This is a genomic window from Desulfuromonas svalbardensis, from assembly GCF_055389415.1.
Genome location: NZ_AP042416.1, coordinates 1380217 through 1397794 on the forward strand (window position 1 = coordinate 1380217; position 17578 = coordinate 1397794).

The following is a 17578-nucleotide window of genomic DNA, read 5'->3' on the forward strand; positions in this document are numbered from 1 at the left end:
TAGCATGAAAAAAATGATGATTTGGATTGGCGTACTGGCTTTGCTGGCTTTTTTTGCTGGCATGGCGGTGGTGTTTAACCCGTTTAACATAACCTCGGCACCAGAGACGGTTGAACCTGTTCACGTTGTGATTGATAGTACCGCAGTGCAACGCGATGTGACACTCTATTTTGGTGATGTTGCCAGTTCATTCCTTGTTCAGGAGGTGCGCTTTATTGATGAATGCGCAACCGATAAGGAGTGTGTTATGGCGTTGGTGCAGGAACTTATTTCTGGCCCAGCTTCGGAGTTGGTACCAGTGCTCCCAGAGCATGCGTTATTGCTCGATGCAAAGATTGTCGATGACACCGCCGAGCTGAATTTTAATCAGTCTTTGATCTCCTACCATCCTGGTGGCAGTACCTCCGAACTGTTAACCGTTCATGCGTTGGTGAATACCATTGCGGCAAATTTCCCCTATATTCGTAAACTATTGATCCGCGTTGATGGCAAGGCCATTGCAACGCTACGCGGCCATGTTGATCTGCGCCAGCCCATCGTCGCCGATTTTTCATTGGTTCGTCAAGAAACAGAGGTGCAAGCTGTTGAGGTTGCCCCACAAACATCAGGAGATCAGCCACAATGAGTCGATTTTTAACGGCGATAAAACAGCACGTACTCGTTCTTGATGGCGCTATGGGGACTATGCTTCAAGCGCGTGGTTTAAAAGCGGGTGGTTGTCCTGAGCAGATGAATCTTGATGCGCCCGATGTGGTCGCGGGGGTGCATCGTGAATATGCCGAAGCGGGAGCGAGAATTGTCGTCACCAACACCTTTGGTGGCACACGCAGTAAGCTGATGCATTACGATTTAGAAGATCGTGTCCATGAGATCAATGTGCGCGGTGTTGAACTGGTGCGTCAATCGTTATTGAACCCTGAAACCGATTTTGTTGCCGGAAGTATTGGCCCTACTGGTCGTTTTTTGGAGCCCGTTGGCGATGCCGGTTTTGATGAGATGGTGGAGATCTTTGGCGAACAAGTTCGCGCTCTGGTTGATGGCGGTGCCGATCTGCTTACCTGCGAAACATTTTTGGATATTCGTGAGTTAAAGGCAGCGATTATGGCTTGCCGTTTGTATTCCGATTTGCCCGTTATGGCGATGATGACCTTCGATGATGGCGGACGCACGGTACTAGGAACGCCTCCCGCAGCAGCGGCGGTCACCTTAGCAGGATTACAGGTGGATGTGATCGGTACTAATTGTGGCCTCGGTATTGAGGGGATGTGCGAAATCCTTGAGCAGATGCGTGCCGTATGCTCAGTGCCGTTGATTGCTCAAGCCAATGCTGGTTTGCCGATTTTAGTCGATGGCGAAACGGTATTCCCTGCCAGTCCCGAACAGATGACCAACTGCCATGATCGTTTGATTGAACTGGGTGTGCGGGTTCTCGGCGGTTGTTGCGGTACCACGCCAGAACATATTCGCGTGATGGCCGAAGCCTTGGCGGTGCGTGATCAACAGTGGACCGCTCCACCACAACGCGGCATGCTCTCTAGTCGAACACAGGTGGTGGCCGTTGGTGTCGATCAATCGTGTGCGATCATTGGCGAGCGGATTAATCCGACCGGTAAAAAAGGTTACAGTGCTGAACTACGTGAAGGTAAAACGGCTTATATCCGTCGTGAAGCACAGGAGCAAACGACTGTTGGTGCCACATTGCTCGATGTCAACTGCGGTGCACCTGGGGCCGATGAGCCGTTGGCCTTAGAGCGAGCTGTTTATGCCATTAGTGGTGTAACGGGAACGCCATTGGTGCTCGACTCTTCAGATCCTGAAGCGTTAGAGCGTGGCCTGAAAGCCGCCGACGGTAAAGTACTTATTAACTCGGTGAACGGCGAGGAGAAAAGCCTGAATGCTGTGTTGCCGCTGGCGAAAAAATATGGGGCAGCCGTTATCGGCCTGACCCTCGATGGTTCTGGTATTCCGAAAACCGCCCAAGGTCGAATCGATATTGCCACACGGATTATTGAGCGCGCAGTTGCGCTGGGGATTCCCCGCTGCGATATCGTCATTGATTGTTTAGCGTTGACGGTTTCCGCCGAGCAAGATCAGGCGATTGAAACCTTAAAAGCGATCCGCACTCTGAGTCAAGAGATGGGGATGGCGACGGTTCTCGGCGTAAGTAATATCTCCTTTGGTTTACCGAATCGGCCACTTCTGTCATCCACTTTTTTCGCCATGGCGTTAGAGGCGGGGCTAAGCGCGGCGATTGTTAACCCAAAAGACGGTGAGATGATGGGCGCATTTCGTAGCGCCATGGTGCTCCTAGGTAAAGACATCCGTGCGGAACGGTATATCGACAGCTATGCTGGGGTGAGTGCCGCAGTCGCAACCACCGAAACGGCGAGTGCTAGCCCGGCAACCATGCGTGAGCGCTTGGCTCAAGCGGTCATAAATGGTGATAAGGATGGCGTGGCGGCCTTGGTCGAAGAAGCTCTGGCCGAAGGTTTAGAGGTTCTTGCGATCAGTAATGAAGGCTTGTTAGCTGGCTTAGAAGAGGTTGGTCGTCGCTTTGGTGCCAATCAGATTTTTCTGCCGCAGGTATTGTTGAGTGCCGATACCATGAAAACAGCTTTTACACGGTTAAAACAGGAGATGAAGGGCAGTGAAATAGTCTCTCTTGGTCGAATCATCATGGCAACGGTAGAGGGTGATATTCATGATATTGGCAAAAACATTGTCTGTACACTGCTTGAGAATTATGGTTTTGAGGTGATTGATCTAGGTAAAAATGTGACATCGGCGACAATTGTAAAACGAGCCGTTGAGGAGAATGTGGATGCTGTCGGTTTATCAGCGCTGATGACCACCACTCTGCAACAGATGCAAGTGACCGTTGATGCCTTGCGCGAAGCTGGGGTGAAGGTGTTTACCATGGTTGGTGGTGCTGTTGTTTCGCAAGAATATGCCGATGAAATTGGTGCTGATCTCTATGCTGAAGATGCGCTGGAAGCTGTGGCTAAAATAAAGAAATTATTGAACGTTGCTGAGTAATCGTTTGCGTCACGTTAACTAACTAGGGGCTGGTATTATGGTTGGTGGATTTAATCACAATTTTCGGTACAAAGAGCAGATGTTCCACGTCCAAACTGAGGACAGTGGTGTAAAGAAGGCTGAAATTACCACGTTGCTCTATAGTGGTGGCACAATTTTAGCGCGTCAAACCACATCCTATACGGAACTCTTAAACGACGAATTGTTGCCTAACCTCGTTGAATCGCGCATGAAGGAACAGCATAAGCAGATGCTTCGTCAGCTTAAAGGTGGTCATTACGATGCCAGTATTGTCGAAGTATTAGGCGCTGGTTCGCAGCCGGAGAAGCAGCCGGAGAAGCAGCCGGAGAAGCAGCCGGAGAAGCAGCCGGAGAAGCAGCCGGAGAAGCAGCCGGAGAAGCAGCCGGAGAAGCAGCCGGAGAAGCAGCCGGAGAAGCAGCCGGAGAAGCAACCGGAGAAGCAACCGGAGAAGCAGCCGGAGCACGATGAACCATCAGAACCAGTGCAGGCCACAACCACGGCGAAGGGGCTCAATGATCTGATCTTCGCCTATTTGACCGCTGGACGATAATTATATACAAGTCCTGTAATGATCGGGGCGAAGGAAAATCTGTGTTTAGAAGTAGTTTGATTGTTCGAATTGTTGTGATGAATGTGGTGCTGTTGACAGTGGGAATCGGTGTTTTTACCGCGTTCCACTATAAGCGTGACCATGAAAATATGATTGAAATGACCACCGATGGCGCTGAAATTCTGATGGCAACAATTGAAAATGCCATTTTTAACTCGAAATGTAAGGGTGATGCCGCTCGGCTGCAAAAAACCCTCGAATATATCTCCCGTAATCCCAGCTTGCTTGGGGTGCGAATTTTCAATCCTGACAATGGTTTGGTCGTTAATTCATCTATCGCTGACGAGATTAATCTGCCAATCCCAGATCATGATCGTCGAGTCTTTGAACAAGGTAAAACTTCGGGGATTTTTGAACAATCAGGTCAAGAGTACTTGAGTATCATTAAGCCGATCAATTCAAGAGCCTTGTGTCAAAGCTGTCATGGTGAGGCGAAAAAAGTTCTTGGCGTGTTAAATCTGACCTATTCGATGAAGGGGACGATGGAAAAGCTCAATCGCTCGTCTCGCTGCTTCTCGTTGTCGATGATTTTTGTCACCGTACTTCTCTCTGTTGGGGTTGCCATTATTCTCCTTCGTTTTGTTCGTGAACCCATTAAGGTGATTACTAAACGGATGGCGAAAGTTGAGGCGGGTGATCTCGATGTTAGAATTGCCCCCAAGCACAACGATGAGATTGCCGATCTGATGAATAGTTTTAACTCTATGGTTGGCAAGCTTTCCGAGGCTAAACAGGAGATTGAACAAAGTCACTTTCGCCAAATGGAGCAAGCCGATCGTTTGGCTTCTATCGGTGAGATGGCGACAGGGATGGCCCATGAAATTAAAAACCCATTGGCGGGTATTAGTGGTGCCGTAACGGTATTGGCTGATGATTTTCCACGCGAGGATGAACGCCACCAAGTTGTACAAGATATTCTGGCGCAGATTGCGCGGTTAAACAAGACTGCAACGGATCTGCTCAATTTTGGTCGTCCTGGTCTGCCCCATTGCGATTATCTCGATATCAATAATGTGGTCAAAGAGACATTGTTTTTTGTTGCTCAACACCCTGAGTCGAAAGATGTTCAACATGTCACTGAACTAACACGTAATTTACCGCCTGTGTGGGCGGATCGCAAGCAAGTGCAACAAGTTTTACTCAATGTGATCATTAACGCTTTGCAAGCGATGCCAGAAGGTGGCACATTGACGGTTCAAACTGAACTTAACAGTGAAAATGATGGCCAGAATTATGTGAGAATTCAGGTGATTGATACCGGAACAGGTCTTCCGGTTGAGCGTTTGGATAAAATATTCACCCCGTTTTACACCACTAAAAACCGTGGAACGGGCCTTGGCTTAGCGATCTGTAAGCAGTTAGTCAAGCAGAATGATGGACATATCTCAGTAATGAGTTCTCCCGATGAGGGGACCTCCTTTGCTATCTCCCTGCCAGTTGCCGTGTTGCCCACTGAGCAGACGGAAGAGGAACCACATGAATAATTATCGGGTATTAGTTGTTGACGATGAACATTTGATTCGTTGGTCTTTAGAGCAAAGTCTTAAAAAACAGGGATACATGGTTCAAACGGTGGGTTCTGGTGAAGAGGCCCTCGACTATGTTCGTAAGCACTCGCCTGACCTAGTTCTGTTAGACATTCAACTGCCGGGCATCGATGGTATCGAGACCCTTGAGCAGATCAAAGAGATTGATCATGAGATCAGCGTCATCATGATCACTGCACTTGGTGTACTTGAAACCGCCGTTAAGGCGATGCAACTTGGTGCGTTTGATTATATCAACAAACCTTTCAATCTCGATGAGTTGTCGGTGGTTTTACGTAAAGCCCTTGAAACGCAGGCTTTAAAAAAAGAGGTTGAACACTTACGTACTGAAAAAAAGCGGACGCAAGGTTCTTCAAAGATTATTGCCGAGAGTTCTCATATGGAGAGTGTTCTCGATATGGTTTCTAAAATCGCCAAAAGTGATGCCGCAACGGTATTGGTTCAAGGTGAAAGTGGTACGGGTAAAGAACTTGTTGCACGGGCTCTGCACTACGATAGCTCGCGATGTGAGCAGCCATTTATGGCGATCAACTGCGCTGCGGTGCCAGAAACATTGCTCGAAAGTGAGCTGATGGGCCACGAAAAAGGGGCCTTTACCGATGCTAAAAACCAGAAAAAAGGGCTGTTTGAGATGGCCAATGGCGGCACGGTGTTTCTCGATGAAATTGGTGATATGCCAATGGGAACACAGGCTAAATTGTTGCGAGTTTTGGAGGAACGATCGTTCCGTCGTATTGGTGGAACCAAGGATATTCATGTCGATATTCGGATTGTCGCGGCGACCAATAAAGAGCTGTTAAAAGCAATTGAAGAGGGTGGCTTCCGTAAAGATTTGTACTACCGTATCCAAGTTATCCCTATATACCTCCCACCATTACGTGAACGTCCCGATGATATTTTGCCGCTGGCCTATCACTTTGTCAATCATTACAATTCTGAGTTCGGTAAAAGCATCAAAGGGTTTTCCCGTGCGGCGGAAAAATATCTACTCGATTACGATTGGCCGGGTAATATTCGTGAGCTGCGTAACGTCATTGAACGGGCCATTATCCTTGAAAGTGGTGACACCCTTAAGCTTGAGTTGTTGCCGCGTGAGATGCTCGGTCAACCTGCTGCTAATTCAACAGGGAGTTTTCAGTTGCCACCAGAAGGGATTGATATTGAAGTGGTTGAAAAACAATTGATTCAGCAAGCACTACTATTGAGTAATGGCAATCAATCACAAGCCGCTCGCAAGTTGCACTTGGGAATTGATGCCTTTCGTTATCGTATGAAAAAATTTGATCTGCTGTAATTTATACCAACACAGGTGACCGTCAAATAAAACTGCGTGTCACCTGTGTTCATAATATCCCAAGTTAACCACCTTCTGAACTGTGAGCCTCATGCCCAAGCCTCAACGTCTATTTTTAATCGACGGTTCCTCCTATATCTATCGTGCTTACTTTGCGATTCGCCACTTATCCAACTCTAAAGGATTCACCTGTAACGCCGTGTTGGGCTTTACCAAAATGTTGCTCAAGGTGATTCGAGACCATAATCCCGATCAGTTGGCCGTAATTTACGATGCAAAAGGGCCAACGTTTCGTAAAGAGATCTATTCAGAATACAAAGCCAATCGCTCGAAAATGCCCGACGATCTGGTGCCGCAGATTCAGATCATTAAGGATGTGGTGGCCGGTTTTAACCTTGTTAGTATTGAGCGTCAAGGGTTTGAGGCCGATGATATTATTGCCACCTTGGCACGGCAGAAAAGTGCTGAAGGGGTAAATGTGACCGTAGTCACTGGCGATAAAGACTTGATGCAGGTGGTTAATGAACGGGTTCAACTGTTAGATACTATGAAGGATAAGATCTCCGGCCTTGCCGAGGTTGCTCAGCGTTTTGGTGGCACACCCGATAAGGTGATTGAGGTTCAAGCTCTCGCAGGTGATAGTTCGGATAATGTTCCTGGGGTACCGGGCATCGGTGAAAAGACCGCAAAGGCGCTCATTGAAGAGTTTGGCACTGTTGAAAATTTACTTGTTAATATCGATCAGGTTAAAGGGAAAAAACGGCAGGAAAATCTGCACACCTTTGCCGATCAAGCACGTTTGTCGCGTGAACTAGTGACCCTTATTGATGATATGGCGCTGGATGTTGATGATGTCGATTTTACCATCAAGCCTGCGAATAGTGAGGCGCTTTCCGCCATTTTTAAAGAGATGGAGTTTGCTCAGTTGTACAATGAGTTCTCTAGCCCTGTTGTCGAGCGTAGTCTGGCTGGCGAGTATCACTGTGTCACCACGCTGTCTCAACTTGAAGAGGTCGTTGTTCAGCTTCAAGGTGCTGAATGGATCAGTATTGATACCGAAACGACAGCATTGAAGGCGATGGAAGCCGATCTTGTTGGTATCTCGCTGGCGATTACCGCTGGAGAAGCATGGTATATACCCGTGGGGCATACTGCTGAAGGTGCTGAGAAGCAGTTGGACCGTGAACAGGTGCTGGAAGTGCTGCGGCCTATTCTCGAAGACGCGGATCGGCCCAAGGTTGGCCAAAACCTTAAATACGATATCATCGTCCTGCGGCGCGCAGGAATTTCCCTCAATGGTGTGGCGGCGGATACCATGTTGCTCTCCTATCTGTTACATCCTGAATCGCGTTCTCATAGCTTAGATAGTATGGCCGCTGAATATCTGAATCACAAAATGATCCCTTATTCAGACGTAACGGGTACGGGGAAAAAGCAGATTGGTTTCGCTGAAGTTGCTGTCGATAAAGCAACCGAATATGCTGCTGAAGATGCTGACATCACGTTGCAACTGTTCCTACTGTTCAACCCACAATTAAAGGGCGAGTTGAGGCAATTATTCGAAGATGTCGAGTTGCCATTGATGCTGGTCCTAACAGAGGTTGAGTGGAACGGTATTGGTGTTGACTGTGACAAGTTGAGCTGTTTGAGTCAGGAGTTTGCTACGCAAATTTCGGCACTCGAAGATAAAATTTATACCTTTGCCGAGGGGGAATTTAATATCAATTCGCCGAAGCAGTTGGGGGAGATTTTATTTGACCGCCTTGGTCTGCCACATGGCAAGAAAACTAAGACCGGTTGGTCGACTGCGGTGGATGTACTGCAAAAGCTGGCCGATCAGCATGAGATTGTGTCGTTAGTGTTGGAGTATCGCTCACTCGCTAAGCTCAAGGGAACTTACACCGACAGCTTACCGCGCTTGGTTCATCCTGAGACGGGTCGTATTCACACCTCATTCAATCAAGCGGTGACTGCAACAGGTCGACTTTCATCCAGCGATCCAAACTTGCAAAATATCCCTATTCGCACCAATGCAGGGCGAGAGATTCGCGAAGCCTTTATCCCCGCAGCGGGACATGTGTTGCTTGCTGCGGATTATTCACAAATTGAACTACGTGTCATGGCACATCTGGCTGATGAGCAGGCGTTGCAACAAAGTTTTCAACGTGATGAAGATATTCATCAACAAACGGCTAGCGAAATTTTTGATATCTTTCCAGCCCTAGTGACCGATGAGATGCGCCGTCGTGCCAAAACGATCAACTTTGGTGTGTTATATGGTATGGGAGCCTTTAGTCTTGGCAAAGACTTGAATATCACCACTAAGGAAGCTAAGAAATATATTGATCGTTATTTTGAGCGTTACCCTCAGGTGAACCAGTTTATTGAAGAACGTAAAGAGGAAGCACGGCAAAATCTGTATGTTAAAACTCTACTCGGCCGTCATTGTGCCGTGGCTGATATTAACAGTAAAAACGGTCAAATCCGCAGCTATGCTGAACGTAATGCGGTGAACTATCCCGTGCAGGGTTCGGCCGCGGATATTATCAAGGTTGCCATGGTCGCTGTTCATAAGCGATTAAAAGACGAAGGGCTACAGAGTAAAATGGTGCTGCAGGTCCATGATGAATTGGTTTTCGATGTTCCTGAAGGTGAACTGGAACAGCTTCAGCGTTTGGTTCAGCAGGAGATGGAAGGGGCCGTTGATTTGCGTGTGCCAATTAATGTTTGTGTTGGATATGGTAAAAATTGGCGTGAAGCGCATTAACTCCAATGCATAGAAAAAATTCCCCTTAATTTAGAACTAGGGTATACTCAAAAATAATTTGCCCACGTCACTAACGTTTCGGTGATTGGGACTTGAATAAATGTGTTAAAACACTTTGTGTAATTTTAAATATGGGGGTACAGAGTTGGGACCTAACGCTCTGTACAAAAGATGTAAGGAGAGGGAATATGATCAAAGAGATTGGCTTTATCGGATTGGGAACGGTCGGCAAATTCATGGCGATCAACCTGCTTAAGGGTAATTATAATCTAACCGTTTTTGATGCAAATACTGATGCTGTTAAAGCGTTGGTTGATAAGGGCGCGACTGCTGCAGATTCAGCCCTCGAAGCAATCAAAGGTAAAGATCTTGTATTAACTGTTTTGCCTGACGAAGAAGAACTCAAGCAGGCTCTTTCTACCGATGGTGGCTTTTTAGCCGGAATTTCACCCGGTACGATCCTATGTGATTTAGGAACTCATTCGCTTGAGGTCACCAAAGAGGTGTCTAAAAAGGCGGCGAAACGTAAAATTCTATTCCTTGATGCCCCAGTATGGGGAACAAAAGAGCATGCTGCCCATGGCCTGTTAACGATCTTGGTCGGTGGTGATAAGTCGGTTGTTAGTCGCTGTCGCGAAGTCCTTAGTCTTGTTGGTCTTAATATTCTTCATGTCGGCGAAATTGGTGATGCAACTAAGATGAAATTTGTTGTAACCCTTGTCCAGTCGCAGCTTATGGAGGCGTTGGCTGAAGGTTTAGTGCTTGGTGATCGTTTAGGCTTTAGTAATGATCAGATTTTAGAAGTGTTGGATGCTGGTGGTGTTGCCTCACCGTTATTGCACAAAAAGGGGCGCTCAATGGCTCGCGGTGATTTCACCCGGAACCTCGCTCTGAAATATGTTTATGAAGGTCTGCGCAAGGTTAAAGAAGCCGCAGATATTACTGGTGCTCGTTTGCCTGCAATGGAAGCGACTCTCGATGTTTATGCTGAAGCGATGGAAGATGGTCGTGGCGAAGAAGATTTCTCAGCGATTATTAAAGTATTACGCAAGTAGTCGACTCGCTTACCGCAGTATAAATACTAGTTTAAAACAGGAGAGCATTTTTATGCTCTCCTGTTTTGTTTGGTGCCATAAAGGATTGCAGATGCGTAAAATTATCTCTCTGACGACGTTGTTTTCATTCGTACTGTTGTTTGCAACCAGTATTGTTCTCTACGTGGCACCACATGGTCGTGTCGCCTATTGGGCGCATTGGCAGTGGGCCAATTTAACAAAAACACAATGGGGGGCGCTGCATACCAATCTGGGTCTACTGTTTGTTGTCGCAAGTGTTTGGCACCTTGTTCTGAATTGGAACGCCATTGTTGGTTATATTGTCCGCAGTCGGCGGGTGATGTGTTCCTCGGCAACGGGTTGGTCACTGTTGATCACCCTTGTTGTGAGTGTCGGAACTCTTGTTAATATTCCCCCTTTTAGTACTGTCATGTCTGTAAGTGAAGGGTTTAAAGACCGCGCTTCTGCCGTTTACGGAGAGCCACCGTATGGTCACGCTGAATTGTCCTCGTTAATGGTGTTAGTGCGCCATACAGGGTTAGATTTGGATACGGTTGTCGAGCAGTTGAAGGTGGCGCAGGTGGTGTTTGATTCGGCGGAACAGTCCGTGTTGGAGATTGCCCAGCTCAATGATCTGAGTCCGCAGCAACTGTTTGAGTTGATAAAACCTGTGTTGGCGGCAGGGGAGACGCTATCGTTACCGCAATTACCGCCGACAGGGGTGGGGCGACTGACTCTCAGTGAAATTTGCACCACTTATGGTTTGGATTGTCAGGCTGTCGTTGCTGCGCTCCGTGTGACGCAAAGTGATGGCAGTTCTTTTGCGACTGAAGAGATTAGTCTTAAAGAACTGGCAGGGAAACAGGGCGTTAATCCCATGACGCTGTATGAAAAAATTTATCAACTGTCACAGACAAAGTAATGGAATTATGAAAAATGGCGGAGCCTATTGTGGTTAACCGGTCTTTTTATGAGTGGGTAGATTTCGCACCCTAGGTATAGTGTTCCTCCTGCTGTAATTTTGCGGCAGGGGGATTTTTTTTTAGATCAGTAGTCAGTTGTAATTACTTGGTGCTAGGCATGAGAATGGTGAGCAATTGTCGGGCCCCCTTTGGTGCTTTAGTCGGCCACTTCAAGAACATTCCCTAAAAAATTCACCTACCCAGAAACTTTTCCACCTTGTTTTTTAAGTCAAGCATATTGAAAGGTTTGGCAATGTAATCGTCGACTCCGGCATCGAATGCTTCTGCCTTGTCCTCATCCTGGACTTTAGCGGTCATAATAATGATGGCACAGCAGGCAGTTGCTGGATCCCTTTTTAAGGTCCGTGCGACTTCATACCCGTTCATCCCCCCGGGCAACATCACATCCAGAAGTATCACATCCGGCATGAACTCCCGGGTCATTTTAACGGCTTCTGACCCGCTTCCCGTTATCAGTAACTGGCGGCCCTCGCTTTCTAGGATCATTTCCAGGAGCTTTTGGATCTCAAGTTTGTCCTCGACGATCAATATCTTTTTCACTTGGCCCTCCTTTATCAACTGTTGGCACTTTTTCCGCCTACTGTAAGGTCAAGGGGAGGGTAAAGCTTACTGTTGTCCCCTTGCCTAGTTCGCTCTTCACCCAGAGTTTCTCGCCATGGGCTTCAACAATGTGCTTAACAATACTCATGCCCAGGCCGATACCCTCGACAGCCGTGTCGGAGGCATCAATCCTGTAGAATTTGTCGAATACCATGGCCGCCTGCTCCTGAGTCATCCCGACCCCTTGGTCGGCAATGGAAATTCGGTATTTCCCCTGAAAAAAGTCGCCTCTGATCTGGACTAAACTCCCCTCGGGTGAAAATTTGATGGCATTGCTGAGCAGGTTTACCAAAACCTGTCCCATTTTGCGTTTATCAATCTCTAACAGAAGATCTTTCTCGGCTAGATTGACTTCAAATCGGTATTTAGTTCCCTGGATTTTCAAGAAGGGTTCAACTTGGCGAAATAGTTCCATCACCAGGCAGGGAGAGACTTTTAACGAAAGCCCTCTCCCGGCTTCGATGCGAGCAATATCGAGAATGTCATCCACCATATCCGCCAGGGCGACGGATCTTTCGTAAATGTAACGCAGTGACTCCCGCTGAACCTCTGGAGAGAGTTGGTCGTGAGTCAGCAATACTTCCGAAAACCCCTGAATCGAGGTCAACGGCGTTCTAAATTCATGGGCCACCGTCTTGATGAATTCGCTCTTCATCCGATCACTTTGCCGCAGTATCTCCTCGGCCTTTTTGCGCTCGGTAATGTCGGTGATAAAGCCTTCTAGGGCGACCAGTCCCCCTCCACTGGCAGAGACGCCACGGCCCAACTCCAAAACCCAGCGCTCTTCGTCAGCGGCAGTGCGGATGCGGTATTCGACCTGAAACGGCTCATTCTTCCGCAAGCCGACCTGGATCTGCTGCCACACTTTTTCGTGGTCCTCCGGGTGAATGATGTCACCGAAGGAGAGTTTGTTGTTTTCGATCAGGTCTTCAGGCGGGTGACCGGTCAAGGCGCGACAGCCGTTGCTGACGAACTCCATCGTCCACTCCTGGTCGTTGCGGCAGCGGTAGACCATGCCAGTCAGGTTGGACATCAGGGTGGCGAGCCTTCTCTCGCTTTCCTGGACCTTCGCCTCGGCGCGCTTGCGATCAGTGATATCTCGGGACGTTGCTAGTAGAGCCTGTTGCCCCTGGTAAGTAAATGGTCGAACACTGACCTCGACGGCAAAGGGGATATTGCCTTTGCGAACATGGACGGCTTCAAAAATAAGCCGGCCCTTTTCCTGTATCTCCTGAATCCGATTGCTGATCTTGCTGACCTCGTCCGGAGTCAACAGCTCAGGCATTGTTTTTTGAAGTAACTCCTGATGGGAAAAGCCGAAATGCTCGCAGGCCATATGGTTAGCCTCAAGGATCTGGCCACCCCGTCCTACGATGTAGATGGTGTCATTTGAGCTTTCGAACAGATTGCGGAATTTCCCCTCGGATTCCTGCAGCTCACTTTGCGCCTCAAGTTGGCGGATCTTTTCGATCCCCATGCGGGTAAGCAGCCCCACCAGTCCTGTGTTGAAACCAGCGATTTCAATCACCTTATGGCGGGAAAAGATGGGGACCTTGTTGACGGCGGCGAGGTAGTCCGACTCGTCGAACCCGAACCTTCGAGCTTGGTGGCGGAAGAACTCTTCATCTGGGGGAGCATAAAAGAACTGTCCCAAGAAAATGTTGGCCAGATGGCGGCCTTCAATTACAATGGGGATGCCGATGTTCATCATTCCGTTTCGGCACGTGTATTCGATGTAGCCGCATTCCGGTAGGCCGGGGCTATTATTCAGATGCTTTGCGAGGTAAGAATCGCTCTCCAGGCAACGCACGTTGGTCTCTGGGTGTTGGCGATGAAATTGGGTGCAGATGTCCTGCCAACCGCTGGCCACCAGAACCGTGCCGTCAACATCGATAATACTCGTGGAAATGCCGGTGATATTCCAAAGGTTATCCATTAGGCTCTGAACCGACTGAATGTCCACGACATCAGAAAATATATATGGCACGTCTAACCTCACTGCTCGAATATATATAGAATTTTAATCCCTATGTTTAAACCTACCACGACATGAAGCTGGACAACAAACCTAAAACGCTGTTTTCGCATGCCAATAAAATCACTATTCGCTGCTGAAGTCAGTTTGCAATAGTAGGCACCATAAGTTCGTCTGTTGGCAACTCGCTGGGTTAGTGGGCGGGCACGAGATTTGTCCGACAAGTTGGTACAGATTATAAGCAACGGTCAAAAGGGTGTGGTCTCTGGAATCCCATAAGCGCTAATTTTCACACACCACCTGATTGTGTAGAGCGAGTCATTGCCAACAGGCTGCAAAGTGGCGATCAGATAAGATCCAGTATTGCGTAATCCTAACTTGGCGAAATATGACCAATTATAAAACGACTCGCTAGCATTGTCGGCTCCGCCTTTTTATATTCGGGTATGGGGCTAAATAAAGTCGTGATGAATGGCGAGGCCAACCATGATCCAGCGTCCCGGCATCGGTGCGTCACCCGATTCGATATACTCCTCATCGAGTAAGTTGCTCGCTTCAATGGAGAGTGAGATCTGTTCGCTGGCCTGATAGCTTAACTTACTATCAACAACAAAACTTGTGTCGCCCATCATCCGCTCCTCGATTCGCGCTTTAATAACGTGGCTGATTCGTGGCGCCCAATCGAGATACAGTGCACCATGAAGTTGGTGGCGCAAGTTGTTTAAGCTGTATTTTGATTCAAGTCCTGCACTGTCGATATCTTGATCGAGATAGGTATATCCCAGTGAAACGCGACCAATAATTGGTAGTGCAGTCAGGGGTTGTTTGATGTCAACGCCCACCTCAATGCCACGGGTTGTGCTGTCTGTAACGTTTCGCACCATCCACGCATCACTTGAAGATTTTCTAGACCAATCAATTAAATCACTGCTGTCACGCAGGAAAATACAGAGGTTGGCGCTAATCCGTTTTTTCTGCCACCGAAGTCCACTCTCCCATGTCCATGCTTCTTCAGCGTCGAGATTAGGATCACCGATGTTGCTCGGTGTGTTGTAGTACATTTCAAGGTAGGTTGGAATTCGAAATGATTTAGCAACCGATGCGAACCATTGCAGGTTGTTGTTGAAACGATAGTTCGCTTCAACGCCAGGCCAATATTCCCAACCCCAATCAGAATAATGTGCTGCTGAAACACCCGGGCTGATAGATAGAGCTTCAGTAAGAGCTAAGGTGTAGTTCAGTGACAGGTTGGTATTATTGCGGTGATGCTCACCGAGGTTCGAACTGTTAATCTCTTCACGCTCTGTGGTTACACCAAAGGCAATGTCGCCCCAACGAAGTGAGGTGTTGCCGGTGATTTGAAAGGAATATTTATCGGTATCGGTGTCGTTGATGCCATAGGCGGAGGTGTAGATATCTTCATGGTGGAGCCATGAGACTTGAGGTCGCCAGTCAATGATACCCGATTGCAGGTTGGCAGCAACATAGGCTAAGGAACCTTTAGTATGTTCGTGCTGATAGGGGGCGTTAAAGTAGAAACGGCTGGCACCAAAGTCTTTATCTGTGTAAGCGATCCCTGTTTCTATATCGACATTGTTAACCTGCCCTTGTCCTTGATAATTGATCGTTTTAAGATTAAACCCTGTTGGTTCATTGTCGTCAAAACCAGAGGAGTAGCTCTGCGAAGCCGATAGGTTGTTGTGCCAATCTCCTGTCAAAAAATGGGCTTGGAACTCACTTGAATGAGTGTCGTAGTCACCCGCTTTAATTTGAGCTGATATCGATGGAACTTGCCCTTTACGGGTGATGACGTTAATCACTCCTGCCATGGCGTTGGCGCCGTAAACTCGTGCCCCAGGGCCTTTGATGATTTCGATGCGCTCGATATCATTCAGGGCAACAGGAATATCCATGTTGTGGTGACCAACTTGGGGGTTCGACATGCTGATGCCGTTTAGCAGTACTAATGTTTGTTCGTGGCTACCACCCCGGATGCTGACATCGGCTTGCACACCATGAGTGCTGCGCTGGCGAACGTCGACACCACTTACATATTCGAGTAAATCGGCTAAACTCTCTGCAGGTGCAGCTTCAATGTCAGCACGATCAATGATCGAAACAGATTGAGCAATCTTGTTGAGGTACTGGGGGGAGCGGGTTGCTGTCACAACCACAGGACTCAGTTCCAGCTCAGAAAGGGTGTCGTTGGCGAAGCTCGACCCAATCAAGACAAGGGTTAACACTATAAATGCAAATAAGGTACGGAAAAACATTGAAGCCTCCACAGATCGTAAACATGTTTAATTTTTTGGTTGACGAGGAGATTCTAGCGGTTGCGGGGGCCGTTGTCAATCCGAAGTAAACCTTTTCCTTGTTTTGGTTTACGACGGTCCAATTACTTCGGAAATAAAAATTATCAGTACATACACTTCGTGGTGTGTTGATTGAAAAGGCGTGGAATAATGAGCTGTAAATCATTGATTTTTCATGTTAAGGTTCATTATCCTTGTAATAAGTGACTAGGGATTCGTAGGAGGGTGCCTGATGACAGAACAGCAAGATGATCGTGAACTACTCGAAATTTTGCATCGTCGTAATGAAGAGTTGGAAACGTTAGTCCAAATTGGCAAAACGTTGACCTCAACTCTCGACACCGAAGAACTGTCTAATCGAATTATCGAAAAAGGTAATTTACTCCTTAAGTCGCGCACTTGGTTGTTGTTGCTCGTCGATGAAGCCAATCAAGAGCTTGTCTTTGATGTCGTCGTTTCCGATACTGCTGACGACGACCTCAAGGGGGAACGGATTCCCCTCAATGAGGGAATTGCTGGTTGGGTGGTCAATCAGCGCCAACCTGTTTGTGTTTCAGATGTTGCCGTTGATCCCCGTTTTAGTGATAAAATCGATCAATTGATCGGTTTTAAGACGAGTTCAATGGTTTGCGTTCCAGTTCAAATTCAAAACCAACTTCTCGGTGTCATGCAGTTAGTCAATGGCTGTGGTGATGACCCCTTTACCGATAGCGACCTCGCTCTGCTTTCAGCGATTGCTGATTATATCGCCATTGGAATTTCCAATGCCCGAAACTTTAGTCGCGTAAGAGAACTCGTGATCACTGATGACCTGACGGGTCTGTATAATGCCCGCTATTTAGATGACCTTCTCGATATTGAAATTAGTCGAGCTGAGCGTTTTAACTCAAAGGTGGCTTTGGTTTTTATTGACTTGGACTTTTTCAAATTGGTTAACGATAAACATGGCCACTTAATCGGTAGTCGAATGTTGGCAGAAATTGGTCAATTGTTTAAACGTCGGATACGCTCCGTTGACTTTGGTGCGCGTTATGGCGGCGATGAATTTGTATTGATCCTACCGCAAACCGATAAATCAGGTGCTTATGATTTGGTCTGCAATTTGCGTGACATGGTTCGTGCTCACACGTTAACCACTGAAGCTGGTGATACGGTCAATGTCACAGCAAGTTTTGGTATTGCTAGCTATCCAGACGATGCAACCACTAAGATCGATCTGATTCGTTTGGCTGATAACATGATGTACAAAGTGAAAGAAACCACGCGTGATGGGGTGATGATGGCCTAATCTTCATGCTGTCAATAACGTTTAAAATAGAAACGGCAGATCCTAGGATCTGCCGTTTTGTGTTTAACGGTTGTCACTTAATCGTATGAA

The 17578-nt window shown here is 47.6% G+C and carries 12 protein-coding genes; 9 read left to right on the top strand and 3 right to left on the bottom strand.

What is annotated here, in order from left to right; genetic code table 11:
- Nucleotides 1-4 precede the first annotated feature (4 nt).
- The 8 genes from ACZ5KY_RS06150 (at nucleotide 5) to ACZ5KY_RS06185 (ending at nucleotide 11252) form a co-directional block, all read left to right on the top strand.
- Entirely contained in the window at nucleotides 5-625 is a 621-nt protein-coding gene (locus ACZ5KY_RS06150) for a GerMN domain-containing protein (RefSeq protein ID WP_464243021.1), read from the top strand.
- Nucleotides 622-3036 (top strand): homocysteine S-methyltransferase family protein, encoded by a 2415-nt coding sequence (locus tag ACZ5KY_RS06155; RefSeq protein ID WP_464243022.1) that lies wholly within the window; start codon nucleotides 622-624, stop codon nucleotides 3034-3036. Before ACZ5KY_RS06150 ends, ACZ5KY_RS06155 begins: the two co-directional genes overlap by 4 nt.
- Before the next feature lie 37 nt (nucleotides 3037-3073).
- On the top strand, nucleotides 3074-3607 hold the full coding sequence (locus ACZ5KY_RS06160) for a hypothetical protein (RefSeq protein ID WP_464243023.1): 534 nt from the start codon (nucleotides 3074-3076) through the stop codon (nucleotides 3605-3607).
- Between the two features lie 41 nt (nucleotides 3608-3648).
- Nucleotides 3649-5151 carry a sensor histidine kinase gene (locus ACZ5KY_RS06165; RefSeq protein ID WP_464243024.1) on the top strand — a complete coding sequence of 501 codons (1503 nt, stop codon included), beginning with the start codon at nucleotides 3649-3651 and terminating at the stop codon, nucleotides 5149-5151.
- A complete protein-coding gene (locus tag ACZ5KY_RS06170) occupies nucleotides 5144-6508 on the top strand; it encodes a sigma-54-dependent transcriptional regulator (protein WP_464243025.1) in 1365 nt (454 codons plus the stop codon). The genes ACZ5KY_RS06165 and ACZ5KY_RS06170 overlap by 8 nt, the downstream gene beginning before the upstream one ends.
- 91 nt (nucleotides 6509-6599) lie before the next feature.
- Complete coding sequence (polA, locus tag ACZ5KY_RS06175) at nucleotides 6600-9275, top strand: DNA polymerase I (protein ID WP_464243026.1); 2676 nt, start codon at nucleotides 6600-6602, stop codon at nucleotides 9273-9275.
- Nucleotides 9276-9463: 188 nt separating this feature from the next.
- Nucleotides 9464-10330 carry an NAD(P)-dependent oxidoreductase gene (locus ACZ5KY_RS06180; protein WP_464243027.1) on the top strand — a complete coding sequence of 289 codons (867 nt, stop codon included), beginning with the start codon at nucleotides 9464-9466 and terminating at the stop codon, nucleotides 10328-10330.
- Between the two features lie 91 nt (nucleotides 10331-10421).
- Nucleotides 10422-11252, top strand: a complete 831-nt coding sequence (locus tag ACZ5KY_RS06185; protein WP_464243028.1) for a DUF4405 domain-containing protein — start codon at nucleotides 10422-10424, stop codon at nucleotides 11250-11252.
- A 232-nt stretch (nucleotides 11253-11484) separates the two neighbouring features.
- On the opposite strand, the gene ACZ5KY_RS06190 is transcribed toward ACZ5KY_RS06185, so the two are convergent.
- From ACZ5KY_RS06190 to ACZ5KY_RS06200, 3 genes are all read right to left on the bottom strand, one after another.
- Nucleotides 11485-11853 carry a response regulator transcription factor gene (locus tag ACZ5KY_RS06190; protein WP_464243029.1) on the bottom strand — a complete coding sequence of 123 codons (369 nt, stop codon included), beginning with the start codon at nucleotides 11851-11853 and terminating at the stop codon, nucleotides 11485-11487.
- Nucleotides 11854-11890: 37 nt separating this feature from the next.
- Nucleotides 11891-13912 carry a PocR ligand-binding domain-containing protein gene (locus ACZ5KY_RS06195; protein ID WP_464243030.1) on the bottom strand — a complete coding sequence of 674 codons (2022 nt, stop codon included), beginning with the start codon at nucleotides 13910-13912 and terminating at the stop codon, nucleotides 11891-11893.
- Nucleotides 13913-14340: 428 nt separating this feature from the next.
- A complete protein-coding gene (locus ACZ5KY_RS06200) occupies nucleotides 14341-16161 on the bottom strand; it encodes a TonB-dependent receptor plug domain-containing protein (protein ID WP_464243031.1) in 1821 nt (606 codons plus the stop codon).
- Between the two features lie 271 nt (nucleotides 16162-16432).
- Here ACZ5KY_RS06200 and ACZ5KY_RS06205 point away from each other — a divergent pair, with 271 nt between their 5' ends.
- A complete protein-coding gene (locus tag ACZ5KY_RS06205) occupies nucleotides 16433-17488 on the top strand; it encodes a sensor domain-containing diguanylate cyclase (protein ID WP_464243032.1) in 1056 nt (351 codons plus the stop codon).
- The last annotated feature ends 90 nt before the right edge of the window (nucleotides 17489-17578 follow it).